Raw genomic sequence first — 15,850 nt, forward strand, 5'->3', positions numbered from 1 at the left:
GTCCTCGCCGGAGGGACACGTACCGTCGGCGGGCGGCGACGCATGACATGGGTTGCCGGTTCATGGTACCGAAGCACGCGTGCCGAGCCACAATCCCGAACAGGGACGTCGGCTGGCACGCCGTGATGTGATCATTCGCGTTTGAATCGGTATCATCCTTGCCTCGGGTCGGGCGCCGTGACCGTCGCATCGTTCGCCATCTTGGCCCTGGTCGTCTGCATTCCGCTTCTGTCCGTCGCCGATGGTCTTCCCGTCGTCGGCGAGCGCGGGGCGATGGGCGCCCTAATGATCGCGGTCGGCCTCGGACTAGCGATCGTCGTGGCGTCGCTCCGTCCCGGGGAGACCGCACAGCTTCGACGAGCGCTGGCGCCGGTCGTGCCGCTCGTGCTCGTGCCGGTCGTGTGGACGATCGTTCAGCTCGTTCCGGTCCCGGGGCTTGCCCATCCGATCTGGGCGAGTGCGGCGTCCGCCCTCGGGGCGTCCGTCTACGCTCCGGTCACGATCGATCTCGGTGGGACCGTGGTGGCGCTCTGCACCTGGCTTCTCGCGCTCGCGCTCGTCCTCACGAGTGCGGCCGCCACCATCGACCGCGGTCGTGCCGAGTGGACGCTGGCGACCCTCGCGGGCGGGACGGCCGCCATGGCGCTCGTCGTCGTCTCGCACGACCTCTCCGGAGCGACATTTCTGGGGGAACTGCAGGGGCGGACCAGGGCGGCTTTCGACACCGCCGCCGCACTCGGCGTCGTTACGGCGCTCGCCTATGCGGATCTGGTGTTCGAGCGCTACGAAACGCGGCATCGCCGCGGCGCCATGTCGACGGTCGCGCTGGTCGAGCGCCTGTCGCTCGCCCTCGTAGCGCTGTTCGTCTGCGTCTTCGCGATCGGGTTCTTTCGCGGCGGGGTGATGCTGGTCGCCGCCCTGAGCGGCGCCGCGACATTCGCCCTCGTCGTCGTCGTGCGGCGCATGGGCGGCATCGTGTGGCTGGGGTGGGGGCTGGCCGCGGCCGCAGCCGTCGTGGTCGTCATGAGCCTCGCAGCCCTGGGCGGCGTGCGGGATGCGCCGTTGGCGATCCGCTTCGCGGAAGTGGCACCCGGTCGCTTCGACGCAGCGCAACGTTTGATCGCCGACGCCACGGCGACGGGGACCGGGGCTGGGACGACGGCGCGGGTGCTCTCGTCCTACCAGGAAGGGGCTGTAAGCGGGCTGCCGGGGGCGCCCACCACAGTGGCCGCGCTCGCGATCGAGCTCGGCACCGCGGCGCCGTGGATCGCGCTCCTCATGGCGGCCGTGATCGCCGGCCTGCTGATCCGGGGCGCGCTGAAACGCGGGCGGGATTCCTTCTATGCGGCGGCGGCGGCCGGTTGCGTGGTGACGCTCGCGATCGGCGCCTTCCACGACGCGAGCCTGCTCGGGCTCGGCCCGATGGTCCTGGCCTGTCTCGTGCTCGGCCTGGGCCTCGCGCAGCGCCTGGGGCAATCCAGCCGCTAGACGGAGCGGTCGGGGCGGCCGATCGCGACTCTCGACCAGAACTGCGGGTTCTTCGGCGACTGCATGCGGACCCAGCGGTAGCGCGGGGTCGCCCAGGCCCGGATCGCCGGATGCAGATTGTCGGCGATGAAATCCCCGTCGGTCGTACGGATGACGAGGACCAAGTGATGCTCGCCGGACGCGACCACGACCTCGGCGAGAAGGAGATTGCGCGGCGCCCAGCCGCGCTTGACGAGCTCGTGGCGCTTGGTGACAGCGTAGTCGTTGCAGTCGCCGGCCGACGGGCCGATCAGCCAGCGCTCGTAAGCGACGCCGCGGGTGTTCGGCTCGGGCGTGATGGCGCGATTGACGTCGGCATTCACCTTGGCGAGCTCGGCCCAGCGTTCGGGCGTGAGCTTCATGGCGCCGCCGCGGAACACGGTCCGGCGCATCTTGCATTCGTGCTTGTACTGCAGACAGAACCGCGTGTGGGCCATCGGGGCGGGCGCCGGCTCGTCGAGCTGCAGCCGGGCGGCCTGCTGCTTGAGCACGCGGGGGGCGCCGAAGAAGGCTGCCTCGGTCGAAACCGACCAGCCCAGAACCGTCAGCCCCGCCAGGATCGTGACCGCCGTCGCCTTCGTGACCGCTGTCGCCTTGCCGCGCATGATCGCCGCTCCGCTCGTGCTCTGCCGACCAGAGATAGCGGACGCGGCTTGCGATCACGTTCGGTCACATAACGCAAATTATTGAAAATGAAAGATGTTTCGGTTCGCTTTCGTTAACTCTCCGAGCTTTCGCATGGGCCGGCCGGGGATGAACCGCTCGCTGTCGTGTGGTCCATCGATCCGTCCGGAACGCGTCATCCCGGGCGGTTCTCATGCACGCTCCCATCCAGAGTCGCATTGGCCATGACGGTCCGGACCCGAGAAAACGAGACTCGGCCGCGCCGCGACGTCGTCGCGGTGGAGCGGCCTCGCCGAATTTGCTAACCCGATCACGACGAACGACTGCCTCGCCGGATCGGACCTTCACCGTGTGGACGCTCGGACGATCGAAGGAGCCTGCATTCGCATTGCCGGCCGGATATCGCATTTATGCGATCGGTGACGTGCACGGGCGCGACGATCTCCTGGGCGACGTCTTCGATCGCATCGACGCGGATCTCAGAGGCCACCACGCCCGCCACGCGATCGAGGTCTATCTCGGCGACTATGTCGATCGCGGGCCACGGTCGCGGGATGTGATCGATCGCCTGCTCGCGCGCGCCCGGCACCGCGACACGGTGTTCCTGAAGGGAAACCACGAGACGTTCTTGCTCGACTTCATCAGCGACCCGCAGGTGTTGCGGAGCTGGCGCCAGTGGGGTGGGCTCGAGACGCTGATGTCGTATGGGCTGCGTCCCTCGCTCAACCCCGACGACGCGGAGCTCGCCGCGCTTTCGGCTGCGCTGCGCATGGCGGTCCCTGACAGCCATTACGCGTTCTTCGAGGCGATGGTGCCGTTCTTCACGCTCGGGGATTATTATTTCGCGCACGCCGGAATTCGGCCGGGGGTTCCGCTCACCCGGCAGGTCGAGCAGGATCTGTTGTGGATTCGCGACGAGTTTCTCGAATGGGAGGCTCCCTACGAGAAGATGATCGTGCACGGTCACACGGCCGTGATGGAGCCCGAGTTTCGGCGCAACCGCATCAACATCGACACCGGCGCCTATGCGACCGGCCGTCTGACCTGCCTGATGATCGAGAATGACACCGCTTTCGTCCTCTAGTTCCGCGCCGCCGCCGCCGGGTGGACGCCGCAGCCTGGGTTTGCCGGTCCGGAGCGGGCTCTTCGCTTTCGCCGTCCTGGTCATGGCCTGCGGCGGCTGGCTCCTGGTGCCCGAGCTCGTCCGACCGGGCGAGACCGGCCGCCTGCAGACGACCGCGGCGGCCAGCCGTGACCGGGAAGCAAGCGCATCGCGGTCGCTGCTGGCCGCCCGCCTCGGCGCGATACGGGGGGATCTGTGGGTCGAGGCCGCGATGAAGCTCGTCGCGGCATCGTCAGGGGCAACCGAAGCCGCGCGTGACGATGCGTCCACGCGGGCCATTCATCCGAAGGCCCGTGTGGCGGCCGAGCGGGCGGTCCGGCTCGCGCCTTACGATGCGGCTGCCTGGCTCGCTTTCGCGACCGTCCTGCGGAGCGCACGGACGAGCGAGGGCGGCCACGGCCCGACGACGGCGACATTGCTGGAGATGGCGTTTCTGACCGGTCCGGGCGACGAGGCGATGCGGCTTCCGCGAGCGGCGCTCGCCGTGCGGACCGATGCGATCGCGGTCGCGGGCATCCAGGACTTCGTCGCGCGTGATCTCTACCGCCTCGCGGCGCGGGCCGACCGCGACCAGGTCTTTGCCTCCCTTTATGGTCAGGCGACGCCGGTCGGGAAGCTGTTCCTCGAGCGCGTCGCCGTGGAGATCGACCCGACCCTCAGACGGGCAATGACGCGATTCCCAGGCTGACCCGCCGCGGATCGGTGAGCGGCACCGGGGCTGGGATCGCCCCGGCCGTAGCGGCGCTCGAGCACGCCGTCCGCCGGACGCCACATATCCGACCCCCGATTCCTGGGCCCCAGAACCCCGACCCCGATTCCCGACCCCGATTCCCGAACCCGAACCCCGACCCGACCTCGACCCCCAATCCACCCCGACGCCCACATGACACCGGCCTCACTTCGGCTGGCATTCGTAGAGCGTCGGTCCGCGGCTGGTCCCGACGCTTTCGAGGCAGTGGGCCGGCTCCGTCACCGGACCCTCCACCGTGAAGTCGTAGGGCGTGCCGTTGATCATCAGCACGTAGCGGCCGGCCGGAACCGGGCTGCTCGGGTCCTCGGGCTGGACCCAGATCATCTCCGGATGGTCACGCATCGGACGAACCCGGAACTCGAATCCGGTCTCGCGGATCACCCACCGCTCTTCCCCGGGTGGCGCGGTGACGACCTTGCCGCTCGGGTCGAATGTCATGACCTTGGCGAGGCGTGCGGCGATGCGGACGGGGACGCGCTCGGGCGCATTCGTCATCATCTCGCGCCGGAAGACGAGGAAGCGGAGGTCGCGATCGGGCAACAGGGTTTTGGTCGCGGTCTTGATCTGCAGCACGGTGCGGACCCGCGGATCGACCGGGCTCGTCTGCACCTGTTCGAGCTCGGTGAAACGCGTCCCCTGGACGGCATAGACGCCGTAGAGTGTGGGAAGGGTCGGAGAGGGCGGGAGCGCGGCGAGCGCTGTGTGGTGCGGATCCGTGGCTGCTCCCTCGCCGCTCGGTCCGGTCCGGGCCGCGGCGAGTTCGGGTCCGACCGGCTCGGCATCACGACGCGCGGTCTCGGCAGATGGCGAACGGCGGCCCGCGGCCTCGCCGGCCACCTCGGGACGACCGGCACCGTCACGCGGAACCACGGCGGCATAAACAACCAACGGAAGGACAGCGGCGAGCGCGAGCTCGCTCCAGCGACGTGCGGACCGGCGCCACCGTCGCGGCACGGCATCTCGTCCCGCGACCGCGGCGATGGGCTCGACCGCGAATGGGAACAACGGCATCGGGTCCGAGAAGGCGAGTATGGTGTCCCGTTCGACCGGCCGCCGACCGCGGCCGTCGCGACCGGTCGCGCGAGGGGCGCTGGACCACGCGTCGTCGACACTGTCGGGGATTCCCGCTCCAGCCCCATGCGACGCAATCCGATCCCCCTCCTGCGGGTTCGTGGCAAAGCCCCGCGACGCGTCCGCCAGCAGCGGAGACGCGGCGATCCCGTTCTCCGCCGGCACGGGAATGTCAGCCTGGGGAAAAGCGGATGCAGTGCTGGCGGATGTAGTGCTGGCGGATGCGGCGACGGCCGAAGCGTCGGCGACGGATCGGGCGGCGGCCGGTAGGGCGGTGGCGGACACAGTCGTCGCGGTGGCCACCGAGGCCGACGAAGGGCGGCCCGTCATCGTGGCGCAGGTCGCGATGGCGGCTTCGAGCGATGCCATATGGGCCGCGGCATCGGCCGGATCCAGCGTGCGGGCGTGCTGCTGGAGCTGCCGCCGCAGCGTCGCGCGTGCGAGCTCGAAGACGATCTCCCGGCGACGCGACGGATCATCGGCCTCGGCGATCATCCGTTCGAGAAGTGCGGCGAAATCCACCATGTCGCTCGTGCCCGAATGTTGCATTCGGTCACGTCGATATCATACGCCGACGCCCGACTGTAGGAGCGATGGGTGTCGGTGCCGTGTGGCGGTCAGGGCGGGCTTCAGCGGTCGAGGTGCCGTCTCAGGTCGTCGATATCGGCGCGAATCCGATCCACGAGCCGAGCGAGCGCGACGTTCTCGGTCTCGAGACTACGCGCAAGACGATCCAGGCTCACCCCTCTGCGCCCAGTCGATCCACGCATTTCGCGAGCGACCTTGAAATCATAGACGACCGCCGGCCGCGTGCCGGTGGAGTCGACTACATTGTCGCTTATCATAAGTCTAACGTTGCGGCGCACAGAATTCACCTCAGAATAACGAATGTAGCGTAACCGGGGGTGACGAACTGTGTTCGAGTTTCTCAGACCAATACTAGCGATCGACCGATCGTCACGAAAGTGACGGAAGTCACAACCCGTGAGATTTAGCTCCTGGTCACCGCGGCGGCTCGCCGACATCTCCGGCGATGCGAAAGAGTTCAGCGGCATCGATGAGCGTGAGGGTGCGCCCCGCCAGATGAACGATGTGGCGCGACGACCAATCCTTGAGCTTGCGATTGACCGTTTCGCGGGACACCCCGGCGAACGCGGCGATCAGGCGTTGGCTGAACTCGACCGAGATACTCGCACCGGCGACGGGCTCGCGGCCGGCCAAGCGGAACTGCAGCAATATCCAATGAGCGAGACGCGCTTCGAGGTCCCGTGTCGCAAGGCTCTCTGCCAAGCTGGTCCGACGGCGGAGCGCGTCGATCAGGATATCGAAAGCCTCGAGCGCAATGGCGGGGTCGACGAGCACCATGCGACGGGCGACCTCGCGATCGAGGGTCAGAAACTCGCATTCGGTGATGGTGATCGCCTCGAAGAGCGCCGCCCGCCGGGAGGACAGGCCGGTCAGGGCGAACACCTCGCCGGGCCGGACGATGTCGAAGGCGATCTCCCGCCCCCCGGCCGAGGTCGTGTAGAGCATCACCTGTCCGCTCACGATATAATACAAACGGACGATGTCGGCGCCGCGTCGGATCACCACCTGATCTGCCGAAACGGTCGAATTCTGGCCGTGGGCCTGAAACAATTCCGTCAGGGCAGTCATCGGGAGGGCGGTCGGTACCGGAAGGTGAGTGATCCGATGGGACCGTAAAGGTGAATCAAATGTTAATCAAATCGGAACGTACGGCGTGCTTAACGGCCGTGGACGAGGAGGAGAAATCCAGGGAAATCTCGCGCAACGCGGCCGTGCAAACGCGAACGTGCAGGGGCCATCGAACTCGTCCCGCCGGAGCCATGAATGGAGCGCGTCTCGAATGATCGACGTCCGGTGCTGATCCTGCTCGCGGAGGCCGATCCGCTTCCCGAGGCTGATCTGGTCCAGAGGCTGATCCGCATCCCGGTGCAATTCCGCACGACCATCCCGCAGAGGGCCATGCAGCGGTCACGCCACCTCGTCCGTCACCTCGCCCGGACTTGGCGGGCACGGTCCCGGGGACCTCTGTCGAGCTCGTCTTCGAGCGCCATCTTCTCGAGCAGCAGGTCGGTCACGAGGCGCCGGAGGCGGAGGTTCTCTTGCTCGAGCTCGCGAACGTCCCGGGTCCGCTCGCGAGGTCCTGACGAAGGAGAATAGCTCGGGCCGGTCGCCGTGGCGGTCTCGTCGGAACGCGGCGACCGAGCCGGCTCGGTCGAGGGTTCGTCCCGTTCCGTATCGTACTGCTTGCGCCAGCGGTGATAGGTCATCACGCTGATGCCGAGGGCCTTTGCGATCTCGTGTTGATTTTTGCCCCTGGCGGCCAGCTCGCCCGCCTCGGCGAGCTTCTCGGCGATTTCGTGATTTCCGTGTCGGCGTCCGACCATCTCGTTCGTCCCGGGATCGTTTGTGCACATAGCGGATGGTGTATTTTCTTACACCGAATTCCAAAGCACATCAAATGAAAAAGAAATCATCTCGGATTTACTAGTAATTGATAGGCGTGATCGATCGAATCAAACAAAATATTTCGTAATCCGATTACGCCGAGTTCGACGAGAACTGCAACTGTTGTGACGCCAACATTTGTCGTGCAACCATATGTAACAATGTGTCGCCAGATTTCGAACGGGTGTACGATTGTTGCCGGCGGCCTCTCGTTCGACTCGTGTGACCCCGGCGCGATGGACGGGGGATGGCGCGGCATGAGGAACTTACCAGAACACAAACAGATGCTCGGGTGATCGTTCCCGCTTGATCGGGATGTGGAAGGCCGAAACACCGTTTGCTCGAGAAAAACCAAGGAACGTCGTTCGGCCAGGAGCCCGGCGGCGATCGTGCCGCTGGCGACGCCACCGCGGCGCCGATCTCATTCGAAGCATCGATGAGTTCGGGTGCACGGCGAACTGGTGGACGTCCGGTCGACGGAGGGGCGGGCAACAGCGGGACCGAGGCCAGGAGCCTCCGGACCGCGGCGACCGGGAGCGCAGCGCAAGGGCGACGATCAAAAGCGACGACGAGCAGCCGCGCCGGGCAGCGACGACCGGCGCGAACGCCCGGTGGACGACGAAGGGCGGGTCGCCGCAGTGGAGGGTTGGCAAGGCTGACGACAGCGCGGTACGAGCCGGCAGGACGAGGACGGGGCGAAGACTTGAATGAGGAAGACTTGGATGAGGAAGACTGGATGAGGAAGACTTGTGTCAGTACGCGTTTCGGTGCCGAAGCAATTCGAACGCCGTCTTGATCATGATCCGCAGATCGAGCGCGATCGTCCAATTGTTGATGTACCAGATGTCGAGGGACACGCGCTTTTCCATCAGCGACACGTGCGGGGTTTCGCCGCGATAGCCGTTCACCTGTGCCCACCCGGTGATTCCGGGTTTCACGTGATGCCGGTAGGCGTACTTGCCGATGATCTTGCTGTACTCGTCGTCGTGGGCGATCGCGTGCGGGCGCGGCCCGACGATCGACATGTCGCCGCGCAACACATTGAAGAGCTGCGGTAACTCGTCGATGCTGGTGCGTCGCAGAAAGCGGCCCACACGGGTGACGCGGGGATCGTGCCGTGTCGCCTGGGTGACGAGCGGCCCGTTCTCCAGCACGGTCATGCTGCGGAACTTGAAGATCAGAAACTCGCGCTCGTTGAAGCCGTTGCGCCGTTGGCGGAAAATGACGGGTCCGGGCGAGTCGATCTTCACGGCGAGCGCCGCGAGCAGCATGAGCGGGGCGAGCACGACGAGTGCGAATGACGCGACGGCGATGTCGAGAAGGCGCTTCATGCCGCGCTCGACCTTCGACAGCGGCCCGCGCTGAAGATCGACCAGCAGGCACTGCCGGGTTCCGAGCGTTTGCCGACGCAGGACCGTCCGGACGGCGCGGTCGGGGATGAGCCGGACCGGCAACGGCGATACTCGGAACCGTTCCGAGACGAACTCGATCTGCGCCAAGTTGGTCCAGGGAAGGACGAGAAGCACCTCTTCGATCGAGGTCGCGCGCGAACGCTCGATCGCCTGTGCGACGGCGGCTCGCTGGACCGGCGATACGACGCCACGATTGACCAGGATCGGCAATGCGACGCGGTCGACCTCCTCGGCTCCGAAGGTCACGAGGAGATCGCGGGTGCCGAGATGGGCGAGCTCGTCCGCGGTCCCGACGAGCAGGGCGCGCCGGCCGAGGATGGTGCCGCGGACGAGGGCGAGGCGCAGGCTGCGCTTTGCCAGTCGCCGCCACGCGACGAGTGCCACGGCCCCGACCACGGCGGCCCCGACGACCCCACCGCGCGAGACCTGGGCGCCGATCTTGAACAGGAACAGGACGACGACGAAGGCGAGCACGGCGAGCGACCAGCTGGTCAAGACCCGCACATAATCCCGGTGACGCTGCAGCAGGTTAGTCAGCCGGTAGATGTCGAAATGATAGCCCGCGAGCGCGTAGGTGACGCAGGCGACGAGACCGAGGCCGGCATAGGCGTCCATGTCACCGACCTGGCCGTTCGCGACCAGATGATACGACATCCCGCCGACGAGGCTCGACACGACGATCAGGGTCGCGTCCGTGAGGGCGATGAGCGGCTCGATGACGGCGTAGGGCAGGCCGCCGCGTGGGCGCGGGATCTCGCCGGCGGCCGAGCCATTCGTATCGACGTTGGTATCAAGGACGCTCGACACGTGTCGCGATCCGCAATGTGATCGACATCGGTATCGCCACTGCTAACAGATCGATGCTAATTAACCAACAGTTAAGAGCGAGGTCGAGGCGTTATGGTTACCGGACGAGAGGCGCGTGGTGTCTCGGCAACATCCCGGTACAGCAACGTCGAGATCGCGTGGTTCCCGCAGCGGGTTCCAAATCGATGGGAGTGGCACGCGTGGTCGGACGAGACAGTGAAACGACTGACGAGAAGCCCCGGTCGTGCCCGGATCGACCAGTCCGAATCTGCACAAGTCTAAGACTTTGGTGCCGGCTAGTCCCCGCCGCGGCATACGGTGTCGTTCGGGTGGGCGGTCAGGCGCGTCCGCCGTCCAGCCGAATGGCGGCACTGTGTCCGTCCGCCGACCGGCCATCCAAACGTCGTGCGCAGCACGAGGCCCGCGCGGTGGGCAGGATCCTTAGCCTGGCGGCCGGTGTCGTCGTCCTGGCGGTGGTGGGCTTTACATCCGGTTCCGCGACGGGCGGAGACGCGACGAACCCGACGACACCGATTGCGGCTCACCCGGCAATCTATCCGGTGGTCTTGCGGACCCGGTACGAGGCGGTCGACCAGAAGGCCGGCGGGCACTTCATCATCTGGCTAGAGCGTGAAAAGGCGCATCACGGGCTCGATCCGCGGCTCTACCCGGCGGTCAGGTACGTTGATGTGACCCATGTCACACCGTCGCCCGGCTCACCGATCATAAGCCTCATCGAGGTGATGCCGGTCAACTCGACGACGCCGGAGGTCTACCACCTCGCGGGCATTGCCCGCTTCAAGGTGACTGGGATGCGGATTGTCGCGTCGACCGTGCCGCATCCGTGATGCGGACCCGCGGAGCCGCGTAAGCGCACCTCTCGTGACGCTGATGTGCGGTTCGACTCACGCCTCTGCGTCGGGATGCGTCTGCGTTGGTCGACCCGATTCCGGCGGGTCGTCCGCGGTCGTCCGTGGTCGGCCAATCCGGGGCCCGCGGCTCGGGTGCGCTCGTCACCCCACGCCGTCCCGAGCCGCCTCGAACGCGATGCCACGGGAGGCGATCCGTTCACGGGCTCTGGCGCGAGCCTGCGCGGAGCGATGTCGAAGCGACGTGGCGGGAGGCACCGAGCGATCGTCACGCGGTCATCCGCGCAGGCCCGCAGAAAGCCGGACGGGAGATGGCCGAGAGGCAGGAGGAGGTCCATGCGATCACTCCGTCGGGCCGATTTTCCGATCGAGAACCTCACGTTACGAAACGATACTGAATATCGTTTCTGATAGTGAAAAATTTGCAAACTAACGCAAAAAGCCGAGTTGGAACACAGGGGTGAGCCCGTCTCGCTCCGCCAGAATGCGCTGTCTTTTCAGCGATTCTCCGCTCGCGAGCGGCCTGCCGATTAACGAATGATTCTTGAATGGCGTGCGATCGGTAACGTGATCATACGTGATCACGTCGCAACATATCGTCACCCAGGACAGGTGGATAACATGTCTTCAGGTATCACTCTCTCTGCCGGCGTCCGTCAGAACCTGCTCTCTCTGCAGGCGACCGCGGACATGATGGCGACGACGCAGAACCGCCTCGCCACCGGCAAGAAGGTCAACTCGGCTCTCGACAATCCGTCGAACTTCTTCACCTCGCAGTCGCTCAGCGACCGGGCGGGCGACCTCAACTCGCTCCTCGACTCGATCGGCCAGGCCGTGAAGACGCTCGACGCGGCCAACAACGGCATCACCTCGCTGACCAAGCTCGTGCAGTCGGCGAAGTCGATCGCCCAGCAGGCCCGCTCGGCGACGGCTCCGGCCGCCACCTACGACGCCCTCAATGTCACCGGCACGCTCCAGGCGGAGAGCTTGGCGACGCATACGGGCAACGGCACCAACATGGCGCCGTTGGACATTAGCCTTTCGTTCACCAACCAGGCCGAAACCATCATCACCGCTACGGGCCGGACCTTCACCAACGACGGGGACGTCACCACTAACATCCCGAACACCGACGCGGCCAACGGCACGGTGCAGATCCGCGTCGCCAAGGACGGCGGCAGCTTCGTCGACTTCAACATCGCGGTCGACGACGCCACGATGACCAACAAGACAACCCTGCTGTCGGTGATCAACGGCACGACCGAGAGCGGCGGCGCCACGCTGGCGTCCTACGGCGTGACCGCATCGTATGTCGGTAACGTGCTGACGCTGACGGCGAACTCGGCCGACGTCGACTTCAAGATCTCGGCCGACGGCAGCGGTTCCACGGGCGCCTCTCTGAACGCGCTCGGCCTCACCGCCGGCGACTACAACTCGACCAGCCTGCTCGACCGCATTGTCGCGGGCGGCGGCACGGCCGGCACGTCTAGCCTGGTCCTGAGCGTCACCGGCCAGGACGACAAGACCGTGACGTTCGGCAATACAGGAAGCCAAGTCTCGACAATCGCCGAGCTGCAGACATGGATCAACAACAACCGAGGTGCGGCTTCCGGCTCGATCTCCGCCACCACCTTTACAATGAGCCTCGGTGCAGGAAGCGGCAACCACATCGGGTTCACCGCGACCGATAAAGGTGTGACGACGGCGCTCGGCCTCTCAACCGGCGAAAAGTACTATGGTGAAGGTGGCGCTGGCGTGCGCGGCGGCTTGGGGACCAAGCTGAGCAAGCAGTTCAACAGCGAACTCAGCCTCGGTGAAAAGAACCTCAATCTGGACAACGGGACGAGCCTGACCATCACGGTTGATGCTAATGACGGCAAGGGAATGCAAACCCAGACGGTCGGTTTTGCCGGAACCGACGACCTCAATGCCATCGTCACGAAGTTGAAGGCGAATGCGACGCTCAATGCCAACCTCGACATTTCAAACGAGGCGGGCAAGCTCAAGCTGAAGGCCAAGACGGCCGACGTCGACTTCTCGGTCGTCGCTGGCGCCACCAACTCGGCCCAGACGGCACTCGGTCTGACTGCGGGCTCTTACAATTCGACCAGCATGCTCGATAACATCATCGCGAAGAACGGTGCGAGCGGTGATACCCTGACGGTGTCCGCGAACGGCGGCATCACCCAGACAATCACGTTTGGCAAGGAATCCGGTCAGGTTTCGACGATTGCCGAGTTCACCGCGGCTCTCTCGAACCTTCCCGGCGTGACGTCGAGCGTGTCGGGACTCGGCTTTTTGATCGGCGTGGCATCAGCCAGCACCCAGACCTCCCTCACGATCGGGGGCTCCGCCAATACGCTGACTGCACTCGGCACCAGCGCCCAGTCGATGACCGGCACCAAGAAGGAGGGCGACCCGAACTCCACCCGGTCCAGCCTTCAGAAGGACTACAACGACGTCCTCGACCAGATCGATTCGTTGTCCAAGGATGCCTCCTACAACGGCATCAACCTGCTCAATGGCGACAACCTGAAGGTGGCTTTCAACGAGGACAACTCCTCGTCGCTGACCATCAAGGGCGTTACTTACAACGCCTCGAACCTCGGGCTCACCAAGCAGAACGGCACTGTTTTCCAAGACAACGACAAGATCGACGCGACCATCTCGGCCATCAACGATGCCCTGACCTCTCTGCGGACCCAGGCGTCGAAGTTCGGCTCGAACCTGACGACCGTCCAGACCCGTCAGGATTTCACCAAGAGCATGATCAACACCCTGCAGACGGGTGCCGACAACCTGGTGCTGGCCGACTCGAACGAGGAAGGCGCCAACATGCTGGCCCTGCAGACCCGGCAGCAGCTCTCCACCACGGCCCTCTCGCTCGCCAACCAGGCGAACCAGGCCGTGCTGCGGCTCTTCTGAGTCTCTTCGGTCTACGGACAAGTACGGAAGGCGGGGCTTCGGCCCCGCCTTGAAGCATTTCCGGTGCTGTAAGTCATGCTTGAAATGGACCCCGAGCCGAGGACCACTGGCGTGGCGTTCTTTAGTTGGAAGCTCGTCCGCTCCGGTCCTCTGATATCATGCTGCCGATCGATCTGTCTGCGGCTTTTGTGGCTGAAGGCCCCCGAGGTGAGCTGACACCCTTGGTCCGTGTTGAAGATCTCCGGCTTGCCGAACTGCGACATCGCCTCTTCGAGCGCGGCCAGGCAGATCGAGGGGTCCAGCGTATTCGACAGCCGCCACGCCAGCACGGCCCGGCTCGCTCGATCGACAGGTCATGCAGCAGATACGGGAACACCGAAACACCTTGTGACTCGGTGCCGGCTTCGAGGTCTTCGGCTTCGGCCCCAGCGCCGCGATCTCCATCAGCCGCATCAGGCGCTGCACGCGCTTGCGGTTGATCGGCCATCCCTCGGCCCGAAGCGTCGCCGTCAGCCCGCGCGAGCCATAGAACGGCCACGTCGTGAACAGCTCGTCGAACCTCCCTACGTTACGACAATCGGCACACCGCAAGACCGCGAACTTCTGACTCAGTAAGACTAGCAACCTGCAGTGCTGTGGCTGCGGTATCACCGGGACTACGTCAGTTCTGAGCTGAACTCAGGAGCACCTCCTGTTGGATCAGCTTTCCAGTCGCGCTGAGCGCGCCCCCCCAATCTTCTATGAGAACGCTCTGGTGTATTTGATGGGCCAGTGAATTCGAACAGTGGGCTTGACGAAGTAGCTGTGCGACGAGATCCGCGATGCCGAGGGGCTCTCGCTTGGACGAAGAGGCGGCGTAGGCCGATTGGATGACGAAATACACTTGTTTGCAGATTGAATTTGCGTCCTCGGCTCGCACGATCTCGCTCTCTCGCAGCAGCACGACGTTCTTCGTGAAGAATGTCAGTCGTGTATGTTTTGCGCTGGATAGGACGTGAGGCCCCAGAATGATCTTCTCGTTCGGATTAACATATACGGTCAATGACATGTGACACCTCGGCTCCAGGAATTTGCCGTTATGATATTGCAATGATGTTTTATCATAGTTAACAAAGCGTATACGCGAGGCCGGGTGACCCTTCGCCCCAGAGTGCCGCCAGCTAAGCGTCTGTGAATAATAGCAAAAAGCTGAGAGAACTTGGATCAGGGAGGGGCGGCGGCGAAGCCGCACACTTTACAGCCCCCCATCGTTGCGCTGACACATGCATCACCATGACGTTTGGAGCGTTAAGGTGATAGTAACATAATGATGTGAGTTTCAATGTTTGAGGGCGTTGACGAGGTCGCTTGCTGCCTCGGTCGTAATGTGGATCGCGACGAGCCGGGGTGCTGGCGCAAGGCTCCCAGGGTTAGAAGTTCCATCACGGCAGACAGGCGCACCGATTGAGTACGTGTTATATCATATCGTGCCAGAGTTGCCTTACGAGGAGGCCGGAATGCCGCTGACGCTCGAGGTTCGGCCGAGAGAGAAGATCATCCTCGGACAGTATGTGCTCGCAAGTGCAGAGCGAACCAAGCTGACGTTCTTCTCTGATGATGTAATCATTCTGCGTGAAAAAGATTTGATGAGGCTCGACGAGGCTGTGACCGAAGTGCGGCGTCTCTACTACGATATCCAGATGGAGTATATCGGAGGGGGTGAGTCGGCTTCAGGTGAACTGCTCAAAAAGATCGGTTCGATGGAAGCGGCATTGCCTGGTGCACGATCGGACCTAATACTGATTGCCGAGTACGTTCGTTCGGGGTTATGGTACAAAGCGTTAAAGTCTGCGCGTCGATTGATCGAACAGGATCGTGAAGCGTCTCGTGTGAAGCGTCTCGTCTGTGAGTGAAGTGATACTCGATCACCCGGGGGCGACATTGTTCGAGGCGACCCACAGGAAGGACGACCAGGAGAAGCATGCGGTTCTCCCGGGTCGACGAAAGGGCCATCTGACCGTGCTGGATTGCCCGCCGGCCGAACGGGATGACGCTCGTCGAGCGCGTGATCTCGAACGCGAAAACGCTCTGCTGGAACGCGCCATAGCGGACGCGCAGATCGACATCGCGCGGTTGCGAGAGAGGCTCCGAACCCGCGAAGCTCGCTGAACACGCGGCGCGGCTCTACGTCTTTCCGGTGGGCGAGACGTGACGAGATCCCGCCGGAGCGCCGAGTGGTTGTTCGGAAACGGGAACCTGCCGACCGTAAGCGGTCTTCTTTCCCCACGTT

General features: G+C 64.5%; 12 protein-coding genes and 2 pseudogenes. 6 read left to right on the forward strand and 8 right to left on the reverse strand.

The genetic code is table 11. From position 1 onward, the window contains the following. Positions 1-201: 201 nt before the first annotated feature. Positions 202-1,488, forward strand: coding sequence for a hypothetical protein (locus tag ABTU92_RS25285; protein ID WP_408094374.1), 1,287 nt, complete (start codon positions 202-204; stop codon positions 1,486-1,488). Here the strand turns inward: ABTU92_RS25285 and ABTU92_RS25290 are convergent. Further along, positions 1,485-2,132, reverse strand: a complete 648-nt coding sequence (locus tag ABTU92_RS25290) for a transglutaminase-like cysteine peptidase (RefSeq protein ID WP_408094375.1) — start codon at positions 2,130-2,132, stop codon at positions 1,485-1,487. The genes ABTU92_RS25285 and ABTU92_RS25290 overlap by 4 nt on opposite strands. Before the next feature lie 368 nt (positions 2,133-2,500). On the opposite strand from ABTU92_RS25290, the gene ABTU92_RS25295 reads away from it, so the two are divergent. Next, on the forward strand, positions 2,501-3,235 hold the full coding sequence (locus tag ABTU92_RS25295; protein WP_408094385.1) for a metallophosphoesterase family protein: 735 nt from the start codon (positions 2,501-2,503) through the stop codon (positions 3,233-3,235). Beyond that, a complete protein-coding gene (locus ABTU92_RS25300) occupies positions 3,213-3,962 on the forward strand; it encodes a hypothetical protein (protein ID WP_408094376.1) in 750 nt (249 codons plus the stop codon). The genes ABTU92_RS25295 and ABTU92_RS25300 overlap by 23 nt, the downstream gene beginning before the upstream one ends. 207 nt (positions 3,963-4,169) lie before the next feature. On the opposite strand, the gene ABTU92_RS25305 is transcribed toward ABTU92_RS25300, so the two are convergent. The 4 genes from ABTU92_RS25305 to ABTU92_RS25320 all read right to left on the reverse strand — a co-directional run bounded on the left by ABTU92_RS25305 (position 4,170) and on the right by ABTU92_RS25320 (position 9,787). Beyond that, positions 4,170-5,621, reverse strand: a complete 1,452-nt coding sequence (locus ABTU92_RS25305; RefSeq protein ID WP_408094377.1) for a hypothetical protein — start codon at positions 5,619-5,621, stop codon at positions 4,170-4,172. Positions 5,622-6,098: 477 nt separating this feature from the next. Next, positions 6,099-6,752: a Crp/Fnr family transcriptional regulator gene (locus ABTU92_RS25310; protein WP_408094378.1), complete on the reverse strand. Its 654-nt coding sequence runs from the start codon at positions 6,750-6,752 to the stop codon at positions 6,099-6,101. A 356-nt stretch (positions 6,753-7,108) separates the two neighbouring features. Then, a complete protein-coding gene (locus tag ABTU92_RS25315; protein WP_408094379.1) occupies positions 7,109-7,507 on the reverse strand; it encodes a helix-turn-helix domain-containing protein in 399 nt (132 codons plus the stop codon). An 813-nt stretch (positions 7,508-8,320) separates the two neighbouring features. Then, a complete protein-coding gene (locus tag ABTU92_RS25320) occupies positions 8,321-9,787 on the reverse strand; it encodes an undecaprenyl-phosphate glucose phosphotransferase (protein WP_408094380.1) in 1,467 nt (488 codons plus the stop codon). A gap of 428 nt (positions 9,788-10,215) precedes the next feature. On the opposite strand from ABTU92_RS25320, the gene ABTU92_RS25325 reads away from it, so the two are divergent. Together ABTU92_RS25325 and ABTU92_RS25330 are read left to right on the forward strand one after the other, a co-directional pair. After that, positions 10,216-10,635, forward strand: coding sequence for a hypothetical protein (locus ABTU92_RS25325; protein WP_408094381.1), 420 nt, complete (start codon positions 10,216-10,218; stop codon positions 10,633-10,635). 642 nt (positions 10,636-11,277) lie between these two features. Beyond that, positions 11,278-13,581: a flagellin gene (locus ABTU92_RS25330; RefSeq protein ID WP_408094382.1), complete on the forward strand. Its 2,304-nt coding sequence runs from the start codon at positions 11,278-11,280 to the stop codon at positions 13,579-13,581. Between the two features lie 11 nt (positions 13,582-13,592). On the opposite strand, the pseudogene ABTU92_RS25335 reads toward ABTU92_RS25330, so the two are convergent. From ABTU92_RS25335 to ABTU92_RS25345, 3 genes and pseudogenes are all read right to left on the reverse strand, one after another. Then, positions 13,593-13,919, reverse strand: a pseudogene (locus ABTU92_RS25335) (hypothetical protein); the annotation flags it as partial. Positions 13,920-14,067: 148 nt separating this feature from the next. Next, positions 14,068-14,232: pseudogene (locus ABTU92_RS25340) on the reverse strand (hypothetical protein); the annotation flags it as partial. A 10-nt stretch (positions 14,233-14,242) separates the two neighbouring features. Beyond that, positions 14,243-14,629 (reverse strand): flagellar biosynthesis repressor FlbT, encoded by a 387-nt coding sequence (locus tag ABTU92_RS25345; protein ID WP_408094383.1) that lies wholly within the window; start codon positions 14,627-14,629, stop codon positions 14,243-14,245. Positions 14,630-15,077: 448 nt separating this feature from the next. On the opposite strand from ABTU92_RS25345, the gene ABTU92_RS25350 reads away from it, so the two are divergent. Continuing rightward, complete coding sequence (locus ABTU92_RS25350) at positions 15,078-15,473, forward strand: flagellar biosynthesis repressor FlbT (protein WP_408094384.1); 396 nt, start codon at positions 15,078-15,080, stop codon at positions 15,471-15,473. The last annotated feature ends 377 nt before the right edge of the window (positions 15,474-15,850 follow it).

The organism is Rhodoplanes sp. SY1 (assembly GCF_046000175.1).
Lineage (GTDB): Bacteria > Pseudomonadota > Alphaproteobacteria > Rhizobiales > Xanthobacteraceae > Rhodoplanes.

Excerpts from the sequence above, each read along its gene's own strand:
- ABTU92_RS25305 (WP_408094377.1), bottom strand. The coding sequence starts at position 5,621 with ATGGTGGATTTCGCCGCACTTCTCGAACGGATGATCGCCGAGGCCGAT.
- ABTU92_RS25300 (WP_408094376.1), top strand. The coding sequence starts at position 3,213 with ATGACACCGCTTTCGTCCTCTAGTTCCGCGCCGCCGCCGCCGGGTGGA.
- ABTU92_RS25330 (WP_408094382.1), top strand. The coding sequence starts at position 11,278 with ATGTCTTCAGGTATCACTCTCTCTGCCGGCGTCCGTCAGAACCTGCTC.
- ABTU92_RS25310 (WP_408094378.1), bottom strand. The coding sequence starts at position 6,752 with ATGACTGCCCTGACGGAATTGTTTCAGGCCCACGGCCAGAATTCGACC.
- ABTU92_RS25290 (WP_408094375.1), bottom strand. The coding sequence starts at position 2,132 with ATGCGCGGCAAGGCGACAGCGGTCACGAAGGCGACGGCGGTCACGATC.
- ABTU92_RS25315 (WP_408094379.1), bottom strand. The coding sequence starts at position 7,507 with ATGGTCGGACGCCGACACGGAAATCACGAAATCGCCGAGAAGCTCGCC.
- ABTU92_RS25345 (WP_408094383.1), bottom strand. The coding sequence starts at position 14,629 with ATGTCATTGACCGTATATGTTAATCCGAACGAGAAGATCATTCTGGGG.
- ABTU92_RS25350 (WP_408094384.1), top strand. The coding sequence starts at position 15,078 with ATGCCGCTGACGCTCGAGGTTCGGCCGAGAGAGAAGATCATCCTCGGA.